12 protein-coding genes are annotated in these 18,453 nt (G+C 55.1%); 10 read left to right on the top strand and 2 right to left on the bottom strand.

Annotation, left to right across the window (positions count from 1 at the left end):
- The first annotated feature begins 11 nt into the window (after window positions 1-11).
- Window positions 12-3,239: a PSD1 and planctomycete cytochrome C domain-containing protein gene (locus Q31a_RS07380; RefSeq protein WP_197356391.1), complete on the top strand. Its 3,228-nt coding sequence runs from the start codon at window positions 12-14 to the stop codon at window positions 3,237-3,239.
- Window positions 3,240-3,306: 67 nt separating this feature from the next.
- On the top strand, window positions 3,307-4,746 hold the full coding sequence (locus Q31a_RS07375) for a DUF1501 domain-containing protein (RefSeq protein ID WP_145076150.1): 1,440 nt from the start codon (window positions 3,307-3,309) through the stop codon (window positions 4,744-4,746).
- A 44-nt stretch (window positions 4,747-4,790) separates the two neighbouring features.
- Here Q31a_RS07375 and Q31a_RS07370 read toward each other — a convergent pair whose 3' ends face one another.
- A complete protein-coding gene (locus Q31a_RS07370; RefSeq protein WP_145076147.1) occupies window positions 4,791-5,282 on the bottom strand; it encodes a peptidylprolyl isomerase in 492 nt (163 codons plus the stop codon).
- Window positions 5,283-5,327: 45 nt separating this feature from the next.
- Entirely contained in the window at window positions 5,328-5,921 is a 594-nt protein-coding gene (locus Q31a_RS07365) for a peptidylprolyl isomerase (protein ID WP_145076144.1), read from the bottom strand.
- Window positions 5,922-6,099: 178 nt separating this feature from the next.
- Here Q31a_RS07365 and Q31a_RS07360 point away from each other — a divergent pair, with 178 nt between their 5' ends.
- The 8 genes from Q31a_RS07360 to Q31a_RS07325 all read left to right on the top strand — a co-directional run bounded on the left by Q31a_RS07360 (window position 6,100) and on the right by Q31a_RS07325 (window position 18,359).
- A complete protein-coding gene (locus Q31a_RS07360) occupies window positions 6,100-7,986 on the top strand; it encodes a sulfatase-like hydrolase/transferase (protein ID WP_145076141.1) in 1,887 nt (628 codons plus the stop codon).
- Between the two features lie 139 nt (window positions 7,987-8,125).
- Window positions 8,126-11,200, top strand: a complete 3,075-nt coding sequence (locus Q31a_RS07355) for a serine/threonine protein kinase (RefSeq protein ID WP_145076138.1) — start codon at window positions 8,126-8,128, stop codon at window positions 11,198-11,200.
- A gap of 77 nt (window positions 11,201-11,277) precedes the next feature.
- Window positions 11,278-12,375: a lactonase family protein gene (locus Q31a_RS07350; protein ID WP_197356390.1), complete on the top strand. Its 1,098-nt coding sequence runs from the start codon at window positions 11,278-11,280 to the stop codon at window positions 12,373-12,375.
- A gap of 1,161 nt (window positions 12,376-13,536) precedes the next feature.
- Window positions 13,537-14,634: an AAA family ATPase gene (locus tag Q31a_RS07345; protein ID WP_197356388.1), complete on the top strand. Its 1,098-nt coding sequence runs from the start codon at window positions 13,537-13,539 to the stop codon at window positions 14,632-14,634.
- Between the two features lie 124 nt (window positions 14,635-14,758).
- Window positions 14,759-15,988 (top strand): CpaF family protein, encoded by a 1,230-nt coding sequence (locus Q31a_RS07340; RefSeq protein ID WP_231691104.1) that lies wholly within the window; start codon window positions 14,759-14,761, stop codon window positions 15,986-15,988.
- 15 nt (window positions 15,989-16,003) lie between these two features.
- Entirely contained in the window at window positions 16,004-16,960 is a 957-nt protein-coding gene (locus Q31a_RS07335; RefSeq protein WP_145076127.1) for a type II secretion system F family protein, read from the top strand.
- Between the two features lie 9 nt (window positions 16,961-16,969).
- Window positions 16,970-17,908: a type II secretion system F family protein gene (locus tag Q31a_RS07330; protein WP_145076124.1), complete on the top strand. Its 939-nt coding sequence runs from the start codon at window positions 16,970-16,972 to the stop codon at window positions 17,906-17,908.
- Window positions 17,895-18,359 carry a TadE/TadG family type IV pilus assembly protein gene (locus tag Q31a_RS07325; RefSeq protein WP_145076121.1) on the top strand — a complete coding sequence of 155 codons (465 nt, stop codon included), beginning with the start codon at window positions 17,895-17,897 and terminating at the stop codon, window positions 18,357-18,359. Before Q31a_RS07330 ends, Q31a_RS07325 begins: the two co-directional genes overlap by 14 nt.
- Window positions 18,360-18,453: the final 94 nt, after the last annotated feature.

The following is an 18,453-nucleotide window of genomic DNA, read 5'->3' as shown; positions in this document are numbered from 1 at the left end:
GGAACCGCACTATGCGATTGCAGCTGCTCTTAACCTACTTCCTGATCATCCTTGGGGTCGCGTCGAGCGACAACCAGCCAGGCGAGGTGCGAGCGGAAGCCCCGCATTCAGAGGAGGAGGCGGTCGACTATCTGCGAGATATCAAAACGCTCTTAGCCGAAAAATGCTACTCTTGCCATGGCGTGCTGAAGCAGGAAGGGGGGCTGCGACTGGACACCCGCGACCTCATGCTCGAAGCCAGCGTGCTCGATCTAGACGATCCCAACGCGAGCGTGCTCCTGGAACGCGTGACCGCCTCAGATGATTCCCGCATGCCACCGCCCGATGAGGGTACAGCAGTGGATGCAACGGGAGTCCAGTTATTGCAGCAATGGATGGCGCAAGGGGCGCAAGCACCGAAGGAAATCCCGCCGGAATCCCCTATGGAGCATTGGGCCTTTCAACCCATTGCCGTTCCTACCATGGCAGCCGCGACCAGCGTCAATCCGGTCGATGCCTTGCTTGAAGCCAAGCACGAGCCGTTGCATCTACAACCAACCGAGCTGGCTCCGCGATCTCTGCGACTGCGGCGGCTGTATCTAGATTTAATTGGCTTGCCTCCCACCCTAGCACAATTGCAGGATGATCGCCCCTGGAACGTCATCGTGGAGGAATTGCTCAACAATCCACAACACGGTGAACGCTGGGCGCGGCACTGGATGGATGTCTGGCGTTATTCTGATGACTATGGCCTCGGTGCACAATTGCGGAACAGCCAGAAACACCTCTGGCATTGGCGTGACTGGATCATCACGTCCCTGAATGAGGACAAGGGCTATGACCGCATGGTACTGGAGATGCTCGCCGGCGACGAATTGGAACCCGACAATCCGGAGGTGGTCAGCGGCACTGGTTTTCTCGCTCGGAATTATTACCTGTTCAATCGCACTACCTGGCTGGACGAAACGATTGAGCACACCAGCAAGGCCTTTTTGGGTTTAACGCTCAACTGCGCCAAATGCCATGATCACAAGTACGACCCGTTGACACACGTCGACTACTACCGCTTCCGCGCGATATTCGAACCGCACCAGGTGCGACTGGATCCGGTACCGGGTGAAACCGATTTGGCCAAGAATGGCCTCCCCCGTGTCTTTGACGATCATTTGACCGAACCGACGTTTCTACATCTCCGTGGAAATCCAGCTGATCCCGATCCCGATACAGAAATCACCCCTGGCGTTCCAGCGATCTTGGCCAGCTTTGAACGCGACATTGAACCGGTGAACTTACCTCGCGTTGCCTTCGAGCCTGGGACGCGAGAATACGTTGTCCGCGATCGAATTGCCGTCGCCGAGGCAGCGGTTCAAGCTGCGGCGAAGGCGTGCGACACGGCAAAGGCTCAGTGGACGGCAACGCAGGCGGGGACGTCGCCGGTGGCTTCCCCAAGCATTCAGTTTTCCGACTCCTTCGACGCGCTCAATCCGCAGGCTTGGGAGTTGAGTGGCCCAAGTTGGGAATACCATGACGGCCAGCTCCTTCAATCGCAAGCCGATCGCGACACGCATTTTGCAGTGCTCCAACCGCCCTTGCCTGAAAATTTCGAACTGACCTGCCGCTACACCACAACCGGTGGCAGCACCTACAAGTCCGTCATCTTTCGCTTCGATGAAAACGAAGACCGAAGCACTTACAACGCCGTCTACACCAGCGCCCACGAGCCCTCGCCCAAGCTGCAGATCACCTTCTGCCGCAATGGGAAACAAACCTACCCTGCACAGGGGCAACTTGCCCGACCGATCGAGGTTGGCCAGGAATACCATCTGCGTTTTGCCGTACACGGGTCCCTCGTGAACGTGTGGATCGACGACGAATTCCAGCTCGCCTTCGAGTTGCCGGGGCGACTACCCGGCGGAAAGCTGAGCTTGAGTGGCTTTGACGCCACTGTGGCTTTCAACGAATTGGAGGTGAAGGAACTCGGACGCGATACGGTCTTGATCCCCGCCGGCGCACAGACGCCGTTAAGTCTGGAAGCTGCGCAACGGGAATGGGATATCGCTGAAGCGAGGCTAGAGGCAAACCAAGCCGCCGGAGCAACACTCCAAGCTCACTTGGAACTCTTGCTGGCGAGGCAAGCCAATCAGGGCGTGGAGGAAGCCTTGAACTTGACGATTGTCAGGCAAGCGAGTGAGGACCTTGCCAAGGCTGAACTGGCTTTGCTCGAAGCCGATCCCAACGACTCCAAACTGGCAAAATCCACCCACGAGCGGCTCGCCAAGGCCCAGGCAACGCTGGCAGAGGCGAAACTGGGCAACGGCACCTTCACTCCCTTGCGGAGTTCGCTGAAAGCCTTGGAGACTCCCGAGCATACCGAGGCAGACTATTCGGCCGTCTATCCATCCACCAGCACCGGCCGGCGACTGGCCTTGGCGCGGTGGATCGTCGCTCCGGAGAATCCGCTGACGGCCCGCGTGGCAGTCAATCACATCTGGATGAGGCATTTTGGGGAGCCACTGGTTGAGTCGGTATTCGACTTCGGTCTACGAGCCCCGCAACCGATGCAAGCAGATGTTTTAGACTATTTGGCCCATGAGCTTGTCAGCTCGGGATGGAGCATGAAGCACGTGCATCGAATTTTGGTCACGTCCCAGGCGTACCAGCGCAGCTCTTCCAGCGTGTCGGCCGATGCGAACACTGTGGCCACCGACCTCAATAACGCTTACTACTGGAGAATGAATACCCGACGCATGGAATCGCAGGTGGTCCGCGACAGCATGTTGGCCCTGTCTGGGCGGCTCGATCGGACGATGGGAGGGCCCTCGCTGGCAACGGATGGCAAAAGTCTCCGGCGCAGTTTGTATTACTTGCATTCGCGTGATGAACAAGATGCATTTCTGGGAACCTTCGACGATGCGGATCTGCTGGGCTGCTACCGGAGGAACGAGAGTGTGGTACCGCAGCAAGCACTGGCACTGGCCAATAGTGGCTTGGCTTTCGAATCCGCCAATCAGATCGCCGAGAGGTTGTACCACGACTCGCAAATATCAAAGCGGGAGTTTGTTGAGCTGGCATTTGAGCAACTCTTGGCCCGTCCGGCCAATCCAGAAGAGGTTGCCGCTTGCCAACAATTCATGGACCAAATCTCCGAGTGGCAACTCGCTAGTGAGCCACCGATCGCGGCGCAAGAAATCTCCGCGCGGGCTCAAGCCCGATTGGTGCACGTATTATTAAACCACAACGATTTCATATCCATCCGGTAGGCAACAACGTGAAACACTTCAACTTGGCCACTCCCTCACACAGCCACTCCAGCTAGGAATAAAAGCGATGCTTGCGAATGGCTTAAGTCGTCGACACTGGTTGAACCAAGTAGGTCTTGGCTTTGGAGGTCTTGCCCTCTCCTCCATGCTTGGTAAAGAGAGTCTGGCGGGACCACAGGGTTTCACTCCGCCCACCGGGCTGCCGCAGTTTGCGCCGAAAGCCAAGAGCGTTATCTGGCTGTTCATGCGTGGCGGCGTAAGCCACATGGAGAGCTTCGATCCCAAACCTGCGCTCAACCAGCTTGCGGGCAAGTCGATCTCCGAAACACCGTTTGCCGATGTGCAGAGTCCTGAAAAACTCAAGAAGGTACGCGTGGTCGTGGTCAACGATGCCAATGGCCAGCAACGCACCGAACTCTACCCACTGCAAACCGGGTTTAAGAAGTACGGTCAAAGTGGTATTGAGATTAGCGATTGGTTTCCCCATATCGGTTCTCAAGCGGACGACATCGCATTCATTCGATCGATGTGGACGACGGATGATAATCATGGTGCCCAAGTTCAATTCCACTCGGGCCGGCATATGCTGGAACCCCGCGTGCCGACGATCGGCGCCTGGGTGAACTACGGCTTAGGATCGCTCAATGATAATCTCCCGCAATTTATTAGTATTGGTCCTCGATTCTTTGATCGTCGGGATGGCCATTACCTAGGCCCCGCCTACGACGCGGTGCCGCTAAAGATTGATCCCAGCAACCCACTCGATTATGCCAATCCGGAAGGTGACATCACTGGAGCTGAGCAGCAACGCTCCTTTGGCTTGGTCAAGGAACTCAATCAACTCGCCTCCCAACAGTACCCGCTGGATGCCACACTGGAAGCTCGCATTAAGTCGTATGAACTGGCGTACCGCATGCAAACTGCCGTGCCCAATATCATCAACTTTGACGACGAAACGGCATCCACCAAGAATCTCTATGGATTCGATCAAGAAGAGACGCGTCCCTTTGGCGAACAGCTATTGTCGGCGCGTCGTTTTGTCGAACAAGGTGTCCGTTTCATTCAGATCATGCATGGAGACGGCGCTGCGGGCGCCTGGGACCAACATTCCAACCTCAAAACCATGCACTCCAAGCTGTCACTGCAAGTCGATCGACCGATTGCCGGATTGCTCCAAGATTTGAAGCAGCGGGGATTGTTCGATGAAACGCTGGTGGTGTTTGCTACAGAATTTGGCCGAACTCCAGGCTCGCAAGGTGCCGACGGGCGCGACCACCATCCCTTTGGCTTTAGCGTTTGGATGGCTGGCGGGGGAATTCAAGGTGGGATTGCCCACGGCAGCACGGACGAGATCGGGTTCCACGCAGTGGAGCATCCGCATTACGTCACTGATATACACGCCACCATATTACACCAGCTTGGCCTGCACTCCCATCGCATGGAAGTGCCAGGCCACAAACGGCTCGAGCAGGACTTTGGACACGTGATCCACGAAATCCTAGCCTAACCGAGCCGTGCGATCTGTTCGTGACCACTTCGGCAGCTCGCTGGTTAGGCTTCCACGACAACCGATTCGATAAGCACGGTTTCGTTGGGCACGTCTCCCATCCCAGCTTTGGTGCCAGTGGCTACTTTCGCAATTTTATCGACGACTTCCGTTCCCTCGACCACTTGGCCGAACACAGCGTAGCCATGTCCATCTTGGCATTCGCCGTGATTGAGAAACCCATTGTCGGAAACGTTGATGAAGAACTGGCTAGAGGCGCTGTGAGGATCACTGGTGCGCGCCATGGCTAGCGTGTACTTGTCGTTTTTCTTGCCATTGTTGGCTTCATTCTTGATCGGGGCCTTCCCTTTTTTCTGCTGCATTTCGGGGGTAAATCCACCGCCTTGCACCATGAAACCATCGATCACGCGATGGAAGATGGTTCCATCGTAAAATCCTTCTTGGGCATATTCCTGGAAGTTCTTGGCCGAGATGGGAGCCTCGGTTTCAAACAATTCAACTTTGATGTCACCGTGATTGGTCTTGAGTGTTAGCACTGGTTACTCCGAGAGGACGAGAGAGGATGAAACGCTTTCAACCAACTATTTGGCTTCTTTTTGAACTTCAACTTTGGTCATGATCACATCTTCTACCGGTACGTCTTTGACGGCGAAGCTGAGGGATTGGGTTTTGACCATCTTAATTTTGTCGACGACATCCATCCCTTCGATGACTCGCCCGAAGACCGCGTACCCCACTCCGTCTTGGCTTTCAGCACGGTTCAAAAACCCATTGTCTTTGACGTTGATGAAGAACTGGCTGGTCGCACTATGGGGATCGCCGGTTCGCGCCATTGCGAGCGTGTACTTTTCATTCTTGAGGCCGTTGCCCGACTCGTTCTTGATGGGTGCATGCGTTCCCTTCTTCTTCATGCCTTTTTCGAAGCCGCCACCTTGGATCATGAAATCCGGGATTACGCGATGGAAGATCGTCCCGTCGTAATATCCAGCCTCAGCGTACTTCAAGAAATTCGCCGTCGATAGCGGCGCCTCATCCGCAAACAACTCGACTTTCATGTCACCATGGTTGGTTTTGATGACGACTATCGGATTGTCCTTGGCCAAGCTTTGACCGGCGGACAGCGTCATCATCGTTAGGCATATGGAGAATGAAAATACGTTCAATATCGTTCTCATGGAGTTCACCTGTCTCGTGTAAAAGTGGACCTATTCAACAAACTTGCTTCATTTTAACGTGTGCACCCCAGTGGAAAATGGGACTCGCCGACTTAGAGGTGTCGAGTCACCCGCGGAAGACGGTATGATGGGGTGCACTACCTTTGGGCAGATTCTGTAATCCAATAAGATTAAAAAAATGCAAATTTGTTTTCGTTCCTGGGGACTGTTTGTCTTCCTCTGTATTCTTAGCCCACTGCTAGGCCACGCGCAGCAGCGTTCACCCGCTTTGCGGCCCAATATCCTATGGGTGACTTCCGAAGATAACGGGCCGGAAATTGGTTGCTATGGTGACGAATATGCCGATACGCCACACATTGATGGCCTAGCCGCGCGGGGCTTGAGGTACACCAACTGTTGGTCCAACGCCCCAGTCTGCGCCCCCGCTCGCACAACGATCATATCCGGCATGTATCCCACCAGTCTTGGTGCTCAACACATGCGGAGTCAAGTCAATCTGCCAGAGGTGTGCCGACTCTATCCGGAGTACTTCCATGATCTAGGGTATTACTGCACCAACAACTCGAAAGAAGATTACAACCTGTTCACCCCGAAGGATCTTTGGGACGAATCGAGCAATAAGGCTCATTGGCGAAATCGCAAGTCAGGACAACCGTTCTTCGCGGTGTTCAATTTCACCATCTCTCACGAGAGCAAGCTGCGCACCCGTCCGCACAAGGCGATTCACAGTGCAGAGGATGTCGTCGTCCCTCCCTATCATCCTGATACACCCGAAGTGCGGCAGGACTGGGCTCAGTACTATGACCGGATCACCGAGATGGATCAGCAAGTCGGGCGAGTCCTGGAGCAATTGAAAGAGGACGGGCTAGAGGGGGATACCATCGTCTTCTACTACGGTGACCATGGCAGCGGCATGCCACGTGGCAAGCGTTGGTTGTATCAAAGTGGCCTGCACGTCCCATTAGTAGTCCATGTGCCCGAGCGATTTCAGAGCTTGGTGGCCGAGCAATACACCGAGGGCGGGCAGAGCGATCGCCTCGTCAGCTTTGTAGATTTGATGCCGACCGTCTTAAGTTTAGCAGGCACGCGTCCACCAGCTCATTTGCAAGGCAATGCCTTTCTTGGCCCTTATGCTACCGAGCCTCAGCCGTACATCTATGGCTTTCGCGATCGCATGGACGAGCGCTACGACCTGTCGCGTGCGGTGCGTGACGAGCAGTACTTGTATATTCGAAATTTCAATCCCCACCGACCACAAGGTGCGTATCTCGACTACATGTTCCAAACTCCAACCACGCAGGTCTGGAAACGCATGTTTGATGCGGGAGAGCTGAACGAAGCACAAAGTGTATTTTGGTCGCCCAAGCCAGCTGAAGAGCTCTTCGATATTACTCAGGATCCGTACCAAATTCATAACCTGGCAGATTCCGCTGAACACGCAGAGACTCTAGTCCGCATGCGGGAGGCCAACCGCGATTGGATGGTGAAGATTCGCGACGTCGGGCTGATTCCTGAAGGGGAGTTGCGGGAGCGTGTGGGCGAAGACAATGCCCCCTACGACTTGGGGCACGATGCAGACCGCTATGATGTGTCGGCTCTCTATGAAATCGCTGACTTGGCGACGCGCCCAACCGATGGAGATATTTCCGAACTCCAAAAACGCATGGTGACTCCCGACAGCAGCAGTCGCTACTGGGTCGCCTGCGGGCTCTTGATCCGAGCGACTCAAGATCGACAGCGCGACGAAGCGGTCAAGTTGGCACGCGGCATGGCCTCCGATCCGTCCCCCTACGCGCGTTCGCTGGCTTGCGAAACATTAGCACGCTTTGGCAGCAAGGTAGATCGATTGGTGGCTTTGAAAGCTCTCCTACGCATCGCTGAGCCGAGTGATTCCGGAACCCTAGCAGCGATGACGGCATTGAATAGCTTGGATTGGTGCAGCCCCAGCCGCGAAGAAATTGGCAATGCGATCGGGAGCATTTCCGACACCAATTCGCAACTTTCGCCTCGCTACCGCAGCTATCTCCCCAATCTGGTGAAACGGATCGAATCGATTGCAGATTAAGTTTTCAGCCTGAGTTGCTCCGCGTTCGAAGCCTACCCTCGACTATCTCTAGAATTGCGCAGGCGACTTAAAACTGTGGAGCAGTTCAATTAGAATGATGGCTTGGAATACTCAGCCTGTTTGGTAGACAACACATCCTATGCACTTGCCCAGCGTTGAACTTTGGCAGCGAATCACCGACGCTGGACTGGCGACCGCAATTGAATGCCGCCAATGGGCTGCACAGGCGGCTAAAGTTCTCAAGACGGCCGAGCTCAGTGATGGAGTTCGACTGGCCAAGGAGTTGGTCGAGCAGAGCAGACTAACGGCATATCAGGTTGAAATTCTCTTTGGCGACACACCGAGCGCGCTCAAGCGGGGAGACTGGATCGTTCGCATGCCAGTGGACGATCCGATGTGGCGGAACTGGTTTGTAGCCGAGCGTTCCGCTAAGGGGCTACGCTCCCCTACCACCCCATTGACGACGACCCGCTGGGTACGATGGCTGGACGAGCGGGCACTTCTCCAGCTCCAATCCAACGGGCCGTCCCTGAAACGCTTGGAGCGGCAATCCCAAGTTCGAGCCACGCATTTGCAGCCAATCCATGGGGCAGAGGTCGACCACGGACAATTGGCCATTGCTGTAGATCCGCTGACGGGCAAGTCACTTGCAGTAGTGGGGCAGGGGCACCGCTTCACCGTGGCACAGTCACTGGAGATCGTGCGGCAAATCGCAGCTGCACTCTCCGCTCTACACCAGGGCGAAATCGTCCACGGTCGCGTTTTTCCAGACCGAGTCTACCTGGCCGGCAAACAATGCACGCTGGCACGCGATCCACTCTGCGAACAGACCGCTGGGCTGGCGCATGGCCAGCGAGAGGCCACCCTGCAGGGGCTGATTGGCACGCAGCTCGGCGACTTACGGGACTGCCATTTCCTCGCGCCCGAGTTCCTAGCACCGGGGCAGACCGCAACCAAGTCCACGGACGTCTATGCACTTGGTTGTCTGTGGTGGTGGCTGCTGACGGGCCAAGCTGTCACACCAGGAGAGAGTGATAGCCAGTGTATGGCCGGACACGCTCGCCCACTCCGCGAATTGCCTGAATCCATTGAGCTACCAGAGCCGCTTCGCCGATGCCTGAGGCATGCCCTAGCCAAGAATCCACAAGCTAGGTTTGAGGATGCGACCCGCTTCTGCACCGCGTTAGATACCGCGCAACAAATATCGGTGGAGGACGCGCAAAGCGCTGTGCAGGTAGCAAGCTCCGGGGACGCGGCCGTTCAGACAGAATCCAGCCAAGAGGAAGTTGCAGCTCGTGCGAACGAGCCCATCAATTCGCCGCGAACTTCCCCCGAGCCGGCTCCAGTGTCGAAAAAGCCCTCGGCTCCTAACAACCCGCAGGGCAAACGAAACTCACTAACATCCCAATCGTCCAAAGTTTCTCCTAAGAGTTCTCCTAAGACTTTTGTAGCTGCCGCCGCCAAGCCAGCTCCGCTCGATGCGGGTGCCAAGTCGCGCACCAGATCACGGAAAGCTAGCAACAAGTGGTTGATCCCAACTGTGGGAGGCGCACTGTTTGCCATTGTGGCGTTGTTGGTGCTTAAATTCTCGGGCGCTCTGGAGCCCAATCCGGATCAACCACTTGCCAAACGCAACAATTCGGATCGATCCTATGTTCCCCCGCAGAATGCCACCTCCACCGCGCCACCAATAACCCTGGCGGCCAAGGGGCAGGAGACTGGCATCACGAGCTACCACGTTGTGCCGGAGAGCGAAGGAAGGCTGTGGGTCCCTCCCAGCGATCCGTCGAAAATCAATCTTGAATTGTTGCCTCCCGGTGGGCAATTGTTTCTTCGCTTTCGCCCCGCCGAAATTATGGAATCGGCGTTCCAACGCAAATTGCTGAAAGCGTTTGATAAAGAGGTCTCGCCCTGGTTGGATCGCCTCGCGCAGTTCAGCGGGCGACCCCTGGAGTCTATCGACGCAATCACGATCGCATGCTATTCGCCTGCCTCCTTGGGCAATGCGCCCCAGTATGCGTTGCGCGTCGACCTGAAAGCAGCAACTCCACTGTCCGAATTGAGCGAGAGGTGGGGCGTAACCACCAGGGAGAGTATCGGTGACCAAGAACTGCTGCTGGCTCCCACGACTGAACTTGCGTACTACGTCGCTGAACAGCCTCTAGTGCAAGCGGCGAGCGTTTCCCATTTTGCGGTGGGACCGGCGAGCTTGATGCGAGAAGCAGTCGAGTTGGCGGGAACCGCAGCACCACTTGTCTCTCAGCTCGAGAAACTTTGGAGAAGCACTAATTCGTCGCTCGACGTGAATGTACTCTTCGCCCCCACCTTCCTATTCTCGGATGGTCGAACCCTGCTCGAAAGCTTTCCTGCGCGGTTGGAACAGTTGTTGCGCGACCAGCTATCGGGGGACAAGCGAGCTGCAGCATTGCAGGTTCAGTGGCAGCCTCAACTGTACGTTGAATGGCAGGTTATCGGGCAAAGCGACCGCGATGCCGGAAAAATCTCAAGTAAACTTGCCGAGGAGATTCAAACGCTAGGCTCGCGTGTCGAGACTTGGTTCGTGGACGAGGCACCGCATCCTCACTGGCGTGCACTCGCCTTACGCTATCCACAAATGCTGCAACTGGTGAGCAGGTACACACGCGTCAGTGTGGAGGATGGAGTTGCTATCGCAAACCTTTATCTACCTAGCGACGCGTCGATCAACCTGCTGCTGGCTTCTTGGATTGCCTTGCAGCAGGGAGCTACGATCAGCGAGGGAGCAACTCAGGTATTGTCCTCCCCTACGGTTGGCAGTCCTTTCACGGTAGACCAATATTTGGAGCGGCCCATTCGCATACGATTTGACCAAGAGCCCATTGAAGTCGCGTTGCAACTGGTTGAGGAGGAGGCCAATTCGGGACTTCCCCCAGGGGCCTCGCCCATGCGTTTCGTTTTGGACGGAGATGCATTCGAATTGGCTGGAATTACGCGCAATCAACAATTGCGAGACTTTCAATTCGAATCCATTTCCGTACGTGCCGCATTGACCGAGATTGCGAAGCGCGGCAATCCAGCCACTCCTGGAACGGACCTCCGCCATCCAGACCAAAAATTGATCTGGGTGGCCACTCCCGATGCCACATCTCCCGGCAATACCATGGTATCTTTGACCACGCGTGCGGCGGCGGCCGCTGCATCGCAGAAAATACCTCAAGAGTTCGCGGCGCCCTAGGACATCTGAATATGGCTAAGACTTTGACAACAACAAGAAGCTACTGTGCAAGCTTCGCTTGCGGGATAGGATTCGTAATGGCACTCCCCATTTCTGCGGCCGAAATTGACGTCTGGATCGGCACCAGTTCGCATCCCTCCAGCCAAGGCATCTATCATTGCCGCCTGAATTTGGAGAATGGAAAACTTAGCAATTCCCAACTTGCTGCCGAGATCAAGGGCCCCGGCTTTCTAGCGATGCATCCCAAGTTACCCATGCTTTATGCGGTGGGAGACTTGCAAGGTACCCCCGTAGTGGCAGCTTATCGCATCGATCGGCAAGATGGTAAAGTGTCTTTGAAGTTGGACAGCTCACTGCCCATCGGGGATGGAGGCGCAGCTCACGTTTCGGTGGAACCAAGTTTGGGGCGGACGCTGTTGACCGCTCAATACGGCGGAGGTTCGACCGGTGTTTTTAAGCTTGACGAACACGGCTCCTTGACCGAACGCACACAGCTCCTTGAGCACACCGGGCAATCTCCGTCGGGTTCCGATCGACAAAGTGCTTCGCATGCGCACTGGTCCGGCTTTGCGCCCGATTCGCGGTTCGCATTCGTTCCCGACCTCGGCCTCGATCAAGTCGTCATTTACCGCCTGGATGCACCCGAGGCCAAGCTGGAGCCTCACGGGGCGGGGCAATTGCCTACCGGAGCGGGTCCAAGGCACATGAAATTCCATCCCAATGGACGCTGGATCTATGTTCTTAACGAGCTTGACCTCAGCGTTTCCGTGTTTGACTATGCGGCCCAGGAGGGAAGAATGAGTCTGAAACAAACCATCCCAACGGTCGAGAAATCGGAATTGGCCAAGGAGCAGACTTCAAGTTGTGCTGAGATTCGAGTTCACCCCAATGGCAAGTTTGTCTATGCCGCCAATCGAGGGCATGACACGTTAACGGTATTCCAAGTCGACTCGGACACTGGTGAGCTGACCGTTGTAGAACGGGAGCCCGTGCGAGGGGCCACGCCAAGGAATTTCAATCTTGCGCCTGGAGCAAAGTGGCTGTTGGTGGGTGGACAAGACTCCCACACATTGGCCAGTTTCGAAGTCCAGGGAGATACTGGAGAATTGACCTACAATCGCTCCATCATCAATACTCCCGCTCCGATCTGTGTTTTGTTTGGCCCTGAAGATTGAGTCCACGTCGATTGCAGAATCACTCTCCCACCGCCAGCCAGCGTCTCGTCTGGAACGCTGGCGGCCCTCCTTTCCCAGAGTAAGGCAGGGCTCTGCCCCGCTCTAAGGAACGAGCTTCGGTTGCCTGCCAGTAACTGCTGCCTTGACCTCCCCTCACGCCGCCCCATGCGATTTCCCCTGCGTGGAGCCCTTCAATAGCTATTGAAGGAAATCTCTGACGGAGATGGCTGCGTCCTAGCTCGCGCGATGCCTCCCCTCCGGTCAATTCTGATTCTTTCAATGCAGAGGTCCCCACCAACACTCGCTACCGACGAAGCGGCCACCAGTGAGGGAGCATCCTGACGAGCCCGGTCTCCTTGCGAGAATTGAAGCGTTAAGCGTTTCATCGGTGACGTAGGAAGCGAGGAAGCAGAGGAGGACGGGAGGACTCCAGCGAGACCTGCGGCGTGATGGATCTGCGGTGCAAGTCCTGTTGCCCATCCCATGGATTACACAGCCCAAGAATGGCAGCAACGCCAATCGAAGATGACAGAGTGCATGCCGATAACTCGGCTCGTCGAAACCAGCCCAGCTCCCCTGGCAATGTTATTAGGCGCTGAAACTCGAGACGCGACGCTCGCACATCGGGCGGCTTAAACTGAGCCCAACCTTCCTTAAGGGAACAGAACCACCCCTTTGCTGTACATCTTCATCTCAGACTACCTAACATCTTCTGTAGACCCGTTGCAAGTATACTCCCTACAGGCTGTAAATCCGTCAAACTTTGAGACTCAGTTGAGAGCTGACTGCGTATTTGCGGAGAGATTCTTTGACTTCGATGGCGGTTAACGTACGGTTGCCCGCAGAGTCATTCGGATTCTGTGGGGCAAATCATTCAGGCATTTCTTTCTAAGGATGCCTGCGCTGGGACAAAACGTTGTTCATCCAGCCACCTAATTTCGTATTCACCGGGCCCCACTACGTAATGTAGTGACCGTGGAATGCGACGTTCTGATGGGGAACTGGCGAAAGCAACCAGGGCAGTAGCCAGCAATCCTCACAGCCACCCATGCGCGTTCAATGAGACGCATGCGGTACTCGCATTCCAAACTGGCAGCGTTTGGATGCGACCGAAATTGACATGCCTTTCCGATTCGTAGGATGACGTGCAAAGGTATTGGTATGCGTGCAGCATCGATTGTCATTGCGGTAAACACCGCGCATTCAGAAGCTTTAAGAATCCGACTCACCGCCTCCGGTGTCGTCGTTTCAGAGGTTTTCGACTACACCCATGCATTCACGCACCTGAAGTCCAATGCGGTCAATAGTGACATCCTCTTCTATCACGGAGAGAACGATGTCGCCAAAGACACGCTGGCGGTTTCGAAGCTATGTGAAATATCGACCCTGCCCATCGTCGTGGTGGGACAGATGTCCGACCCGCGCTACGTAGTAGATTTGGTGCGTGCTGGTGCATTCGACTGTATAGATTCTTCGGATCGCTTCGAGCAAGAGATTGAAGCATGCATCGTGCGTTTAAAGCGCGACATGCCCGAAAAACAAAGTGGAAAAGTCATCTCAGTCATCTCCCCGGCTGGCGGTTGTGGTGCGAGCACCGTAGCTGTCAATCTGGGGGTTGCGCTCAGCAGTTCACCTTACAAGTCGTGCTTATTGGAACTCGACCCCTTCATGGGGACCGCCTCGCTTCTGCTCGATCTCGAACCGCAACACTTGATCCAAGATGTCTACGACCATTCGGACCACATGGATGAGGAGATGCTTGAAAAAGTGTTTGCCCATCACAAGTCAGGCCTAAAACTGCTGTCCAGTCGCAGCAATGAACGCCGGCAGTTCAAGTTGGATCTTAAGACCAGCGCAAAACTACTGTGGTGGACTGCACAGTCCAATTCGCATGTGCTGGTGGACTGCCCACCACCGCATCACAGCGAATACATCAACATTCTGCGGTTCAGCGACATGATCATCATTGTCCTGCGGTTGGAATTCCCGTGTCTTGTACAGTGCCGCAGCTTGATGATTCAACTTCAAAAGGCGGGGATAGCCGAGGACCGCATCTTACTGGTGGCCAACCGATGCAATCGCAAGGTGGATTTGGAGGCTCAACAGGTCAAACAAGCCCTAGGACGCAATGTCGATTTCTCGCTTCCGGATGATTCCATCGCATCCCTGGCCTGCAATATCGGCAATCCAATCGTGAGCGAATTCATCGGGTCCAAACTGGGCCAATCCTTATCGAAACTCGCCAAACAGATCACTTAGTAATTCAACACGTGAAGGATTTGAGATGATAGGGGCAGCGACAGTTGAAGGTACTCCTAGATTTGCTTCCAAGGCGAATCCGGGGAACGTACTATCGAAACCCAAACGCAAAGATTTGCATCAGTTGCTGATCAAATCACTGGACCGAGGACTGGTTCAGAAGCTGACCGACAGCGAACTGCGGGTAGTCCTACAGCGCTCGGCGGAGGAGATTTGCCGAGGGTGTTCCGAAATCCTGAGCCCCGTGGAACGAATTGCCCTGGTCGAAGAACTCGTCGACGAAACACTTGGCTTTGGCCCACTGGAACGGCTACTGAGAGATCCATCGATCAGTGACATTCTCATCAATGGCCCCGACAACGTATTTATCGAAGAGAATGGCGTGCTGCGCGAGTCGCATGTCAAGTTCCACAGCAATGAACATCTGCTAACCATACTTCAGCGGATTGTCGGCAAGGTCGGACGGCGTGTGGACGAATCGAGTCCAATGGTCGATGCGCGTCTGCCGGATGGTAGTCGAGTGAATGCCATCATCTCTCCCTTGGCGATCGATGGAGCACTTGTATCCATTCGGCGCTTCCGACCCGACGCCATTACGGCTCAAGAGCTGCTTCAGAGCGATGCCCTCACCAACGAGATGCTGACTTTTCTAGCCGCCTGCGTGCGCGCCAAAGCAAACATCTTGATCACGGGTGGCACAGGCACAGGCAAGACCACCTTCCTGAACATCCTTTCGTCCTTTATCCCCCCCAACGAGCGCATTGTCACGATCGAAGACACTGCCGAACTACAGCTGAAGCAACCACATGTTGCGAGACTGGAAGCTCGACCACCCAGCCTGGAGGGAACTGGGGAAGTCAATGCTCGCGATCTCCTGCGGAATGCCTTGCGGATGCGCCCCGATCGCATCATTCTCGGTGAATGCCGAGGTGCAGAGGCGTTCGATATGTTGCAAGCCATGAACACGGGACACTCAGGTAGTCTTGGAACCTTGCATGCCAACAGTACTCGCGACGCAGTTTCACGCCTCGAAATGCTGGTCGGCCTCACAGGCTTCCAACTGTCCGAAGGTCAGATCGCTCGACAGATCGCTTCTGCAGTTCAGATTATCGTCCAACTCGCCCGAGCCGAGGATGGGCGACGCAAAGTGGTCCAAATCTCGGAAGTAGCTGACTGCGTCAATGGAATCATCGAACTCACCGACATTTTCTCGTACGACGAGCATTGGGATGATTCGGCCAAGCGATTCAATGGTCACTTCAAACGTCACAACCAACCACCCAAAATATTGAACAAAGTCAAGGCATTCTGCGGCGATATGCCGTTCGCTACTCCACCGGCTCAAAGCATCTAAAGTAAGGAGTTTCCCGTGACAGGATCTGTTACCTCCGCAGCTGTTTTCGCTTGCGTTGTTTTTGGCATATTGTGCGTAGGCAGCTTTGCGTACGACTTGGTCTATCGTCGCCGATGGGTTACTTCGGAGCGATTGAGACGCAAATTCCAGCCGCAGGGCCCGTCCGCCTTTGCAGCCTCCGAAGAGACGTTGCAGCGAGATCAATTTATCCTGCAAGCCGTCATGAATCGCCTCAACTCTACCGGCAATCTGGCGACTCTGATTACCAAATCAGGCGTGCGTATCCAAGTGACGCAGTTGCTGGGAATCTGCTTACTAGCGGGGCTGCTGGCGGCTTGTCTGGGAGTAGTACTGAGCGGGGACCTGTTAATCTCCATGGCCATTTCCATTGCTGCATCCATCTTGCCGATCTTCTATTTGATGTTCAAGGTCAAGCAGCGTAGAACGAAGCTTCGCAAACAACTGCCAGATGCGTTCGAATTGATCAGCCGTGCGTTGCGTGCTGCCCAATCGGTGCCAACGGCATTTCACACGGTTGCAACAGAGTTCCCCGCGCCCATTTCCGAGGAATTCGCCTACTGTTCTGAACAGCAACATTTGGGGGTACCGTTTGCGACGGCCCTGCGTGATCTAGCCAATCGAACCGGTTTGATCGAAATGCGAATTTTCTCCACGGCGTTGATCCTCAACCATCAACTCGGTGGGAATCTAGCGGAAGTCAATAATCGCTTGGCAGTCGCCATGCGCAAGCGAGAGATGTTCAACGCTCGCGTTCGAGCGATCACTGGAGAGGGGCGAATGCAAGCCAACGTTTTAACCGCTTTACCTATCCTGGCTTTCATTGGCGTCTATTTTGTTGAGCCAAACTATCTTGCCGTACTGCTGGATAGGCCCTATTTGTTGATGGGCATGGCCACATCACAAATCATTGGCACCCTAATGATTCGTCAAATCGTCAACGTACGATTCTAGGAGAAATTGATGCTTGGTACATTCGAATCACAATACATGATTGCCTTGGTTGCATTTATGGGTGCGGTAGCCTTCGTGCTGTTCCTCGGCACCTATGCGGTGCAAAGCTCTCATGGGAAGGTCAGTCAGCGACTGAGGAAGTTGGAGGGTCGCGATCCCAGCGATGGACAATCCTCGCTCGGTGCGCTCCACGACTACATGAACGCGAGCTTAGCTGGTTACATCCTGCCCCAACAACCTCAGGTGGCCACTCGATTCAGCGATCAACTCGGTTATGCGGGAATGTACAAGCGTAGCGCGTTGGTCGGCTTCTTTCTGGCTCGCTTGTTGGCCATTACCTTTCCGCTTGTCTGCCTCCCCTTGGTCGTCTGGTCTGGAACTCTCAATTTCCAGCAAGCCATCGCCGTCTGTGGGGTGGGGTCTCTGATCGGTTTTGTACTCCCCACGCTGTGGCTGAGAAATTGCATTTTGGAGCGACATCAACTACTCCGCAATTCCATGTCGGATTTCTTAGATCTATTTGTCACGTGCATCGAGTCGGGAGTGTCTCTCCAATCCATGATCTCCATCGTGAGCGAAGAACTCAAGCCTGCGCACCCCGAACTATCGGAGGAGTTTCAGCGTTGCGATCGCGATATGCAATTGGGCGCCACGCTCGAAAAATCGATCGACGATCTTGCCGCGCGTACCAACCTAGAGGACCTGTTGGCGTTCAGTACTTTCGTTCGGCAATCCCAAAAGTTTGGTGCCACCCTAGGCAGTGCCATGCGTGAGCTTTCCGATCGCCTGCGTTCCCAGCGTGAATTGAGGGCCGAGGAAGCCGCCCAGAAGGCTTCGGTCAAAATCCTGCTACCGACCTTGATCTTTATCTTCCCCGCAGTCTTCATGGTCTTGGCTGCTCCCGCTGCAATCACCATCTACGAGAGTTTCTCCAATGCAGGCAACTAAGACTCGGCGGACTCCTTCCGGAGGGAATTCCCATAACTCCAGACGCAAAGGCCGCTGCGGTGTGGCGGCCACTGAACTCGCATTGCTACTGCCAATCATCATCGGTACCGCAGTTACCTCCATCGACCTGGGACGCATGCTGCACGTCTCGCTGGTCCTCGGCAACTCAGTACGGATGGGGGCAGACTACGTTGCGACTCGCGGCGTGACGAGTGATTCCCAAGCAGCAGTCTCCAGCGAAATTGCCAATCAAGTCACCACCATCTTTACCGACACGGTGCGAAGTGAAGTCGAGCAACTCGAAGTTGTTCCCACGATCTCACTAGGCAGCGGTAATTCACATACGACGCGAATCCAAGCAAGCTGTGTCGTCCCCATCCTATTCTCATGGGGTGGTCTATTCGAGGACGTTACGATCGAACGCTCTCTAGTGGTCCAGCGCTATCGGTAGATTAGACACCAGTTGAAAACGCCGATGAGCAGCATCTTGCACCGCGAGTTTGTTCAGTACTGACGTCACCCGACGCGTTACGGTCGAGAGAAAG

Origin of the sequence: Aureliella helgolandensis (assembly GCF_007752135.1) — a bacterium.
In the GTDB taxonomy this organism is placed as follows: Bacteria; Planctomycetota; Planctomycetia; order Pirellulales; family Pirellulaceae; genus Aureliella; species Aureliella helgolandensis.
This window is presented reverse-complemented; position numbering and strand designations above follow the sequence as displayed.

Coding starts and splice junctions, on each gene's coding strand:
- Q31a_RS07380 (WP_197356391.1), top strand. CDS start 12: ATGCGATTGCAGCTGCTCTTAACCTACTTCCTGATCATCCTTGGGGTC.
- Q31a_RS07375 (WP_145076150.1), top strand. CDS start 3,307: ATGCTTGCGAATGGCTTAAGTCGTCGACACTGGTTGAACCAAGTAGGT.
- Q31a_RS07365 (WP_145076144.1), bottom strand. CDS start 5,921: ATGAGAACGATATTGAACGTATTTTCATTCTCCATATGCCTAACGATG.
- Q31a_RS07360 (WP_145076141.1), top strand. CDS start 6,100: ATGCAAATTTGTTTTCGTTCCTGGGGACTGTTTGTCTTCCTCTGTATT.
- Q31a_RS07355 (WP_145076138.1), top strand. CDS start 8,126: ATGCACTTGCCCAGCGTTGAACTTTGGCAGCGAATCACCGACGCTGGA.
- Q31a_RS07350 (WP_197356390.1), top strand. CDS start 11,278: ATGGCACTCCCCATTTCTGCGGCCGAAATTGACGTCTGGATCGGCACC.
- Q31a_RS07345 (WP_197356388.1), top strand. CDS start 13,537: ATGCGTGCAGCATCGATTGTCATTGCGGTAAACACCGCGCATTCAGAA.
- Q31a_RS07330 (WP_145076124.1), top strand. CDS start 16,970: ATGCTTGGTACATTCGAATCACAATACATGATTGCCTTGGTTGCATTT.
- Q31a_RS07325 (WP_145076121.1), top strand. CDS start 17,895: ATGCAGGCAACTAAGACTCGGCGGACTCCTTCCGGAGGGAATTCCCAT.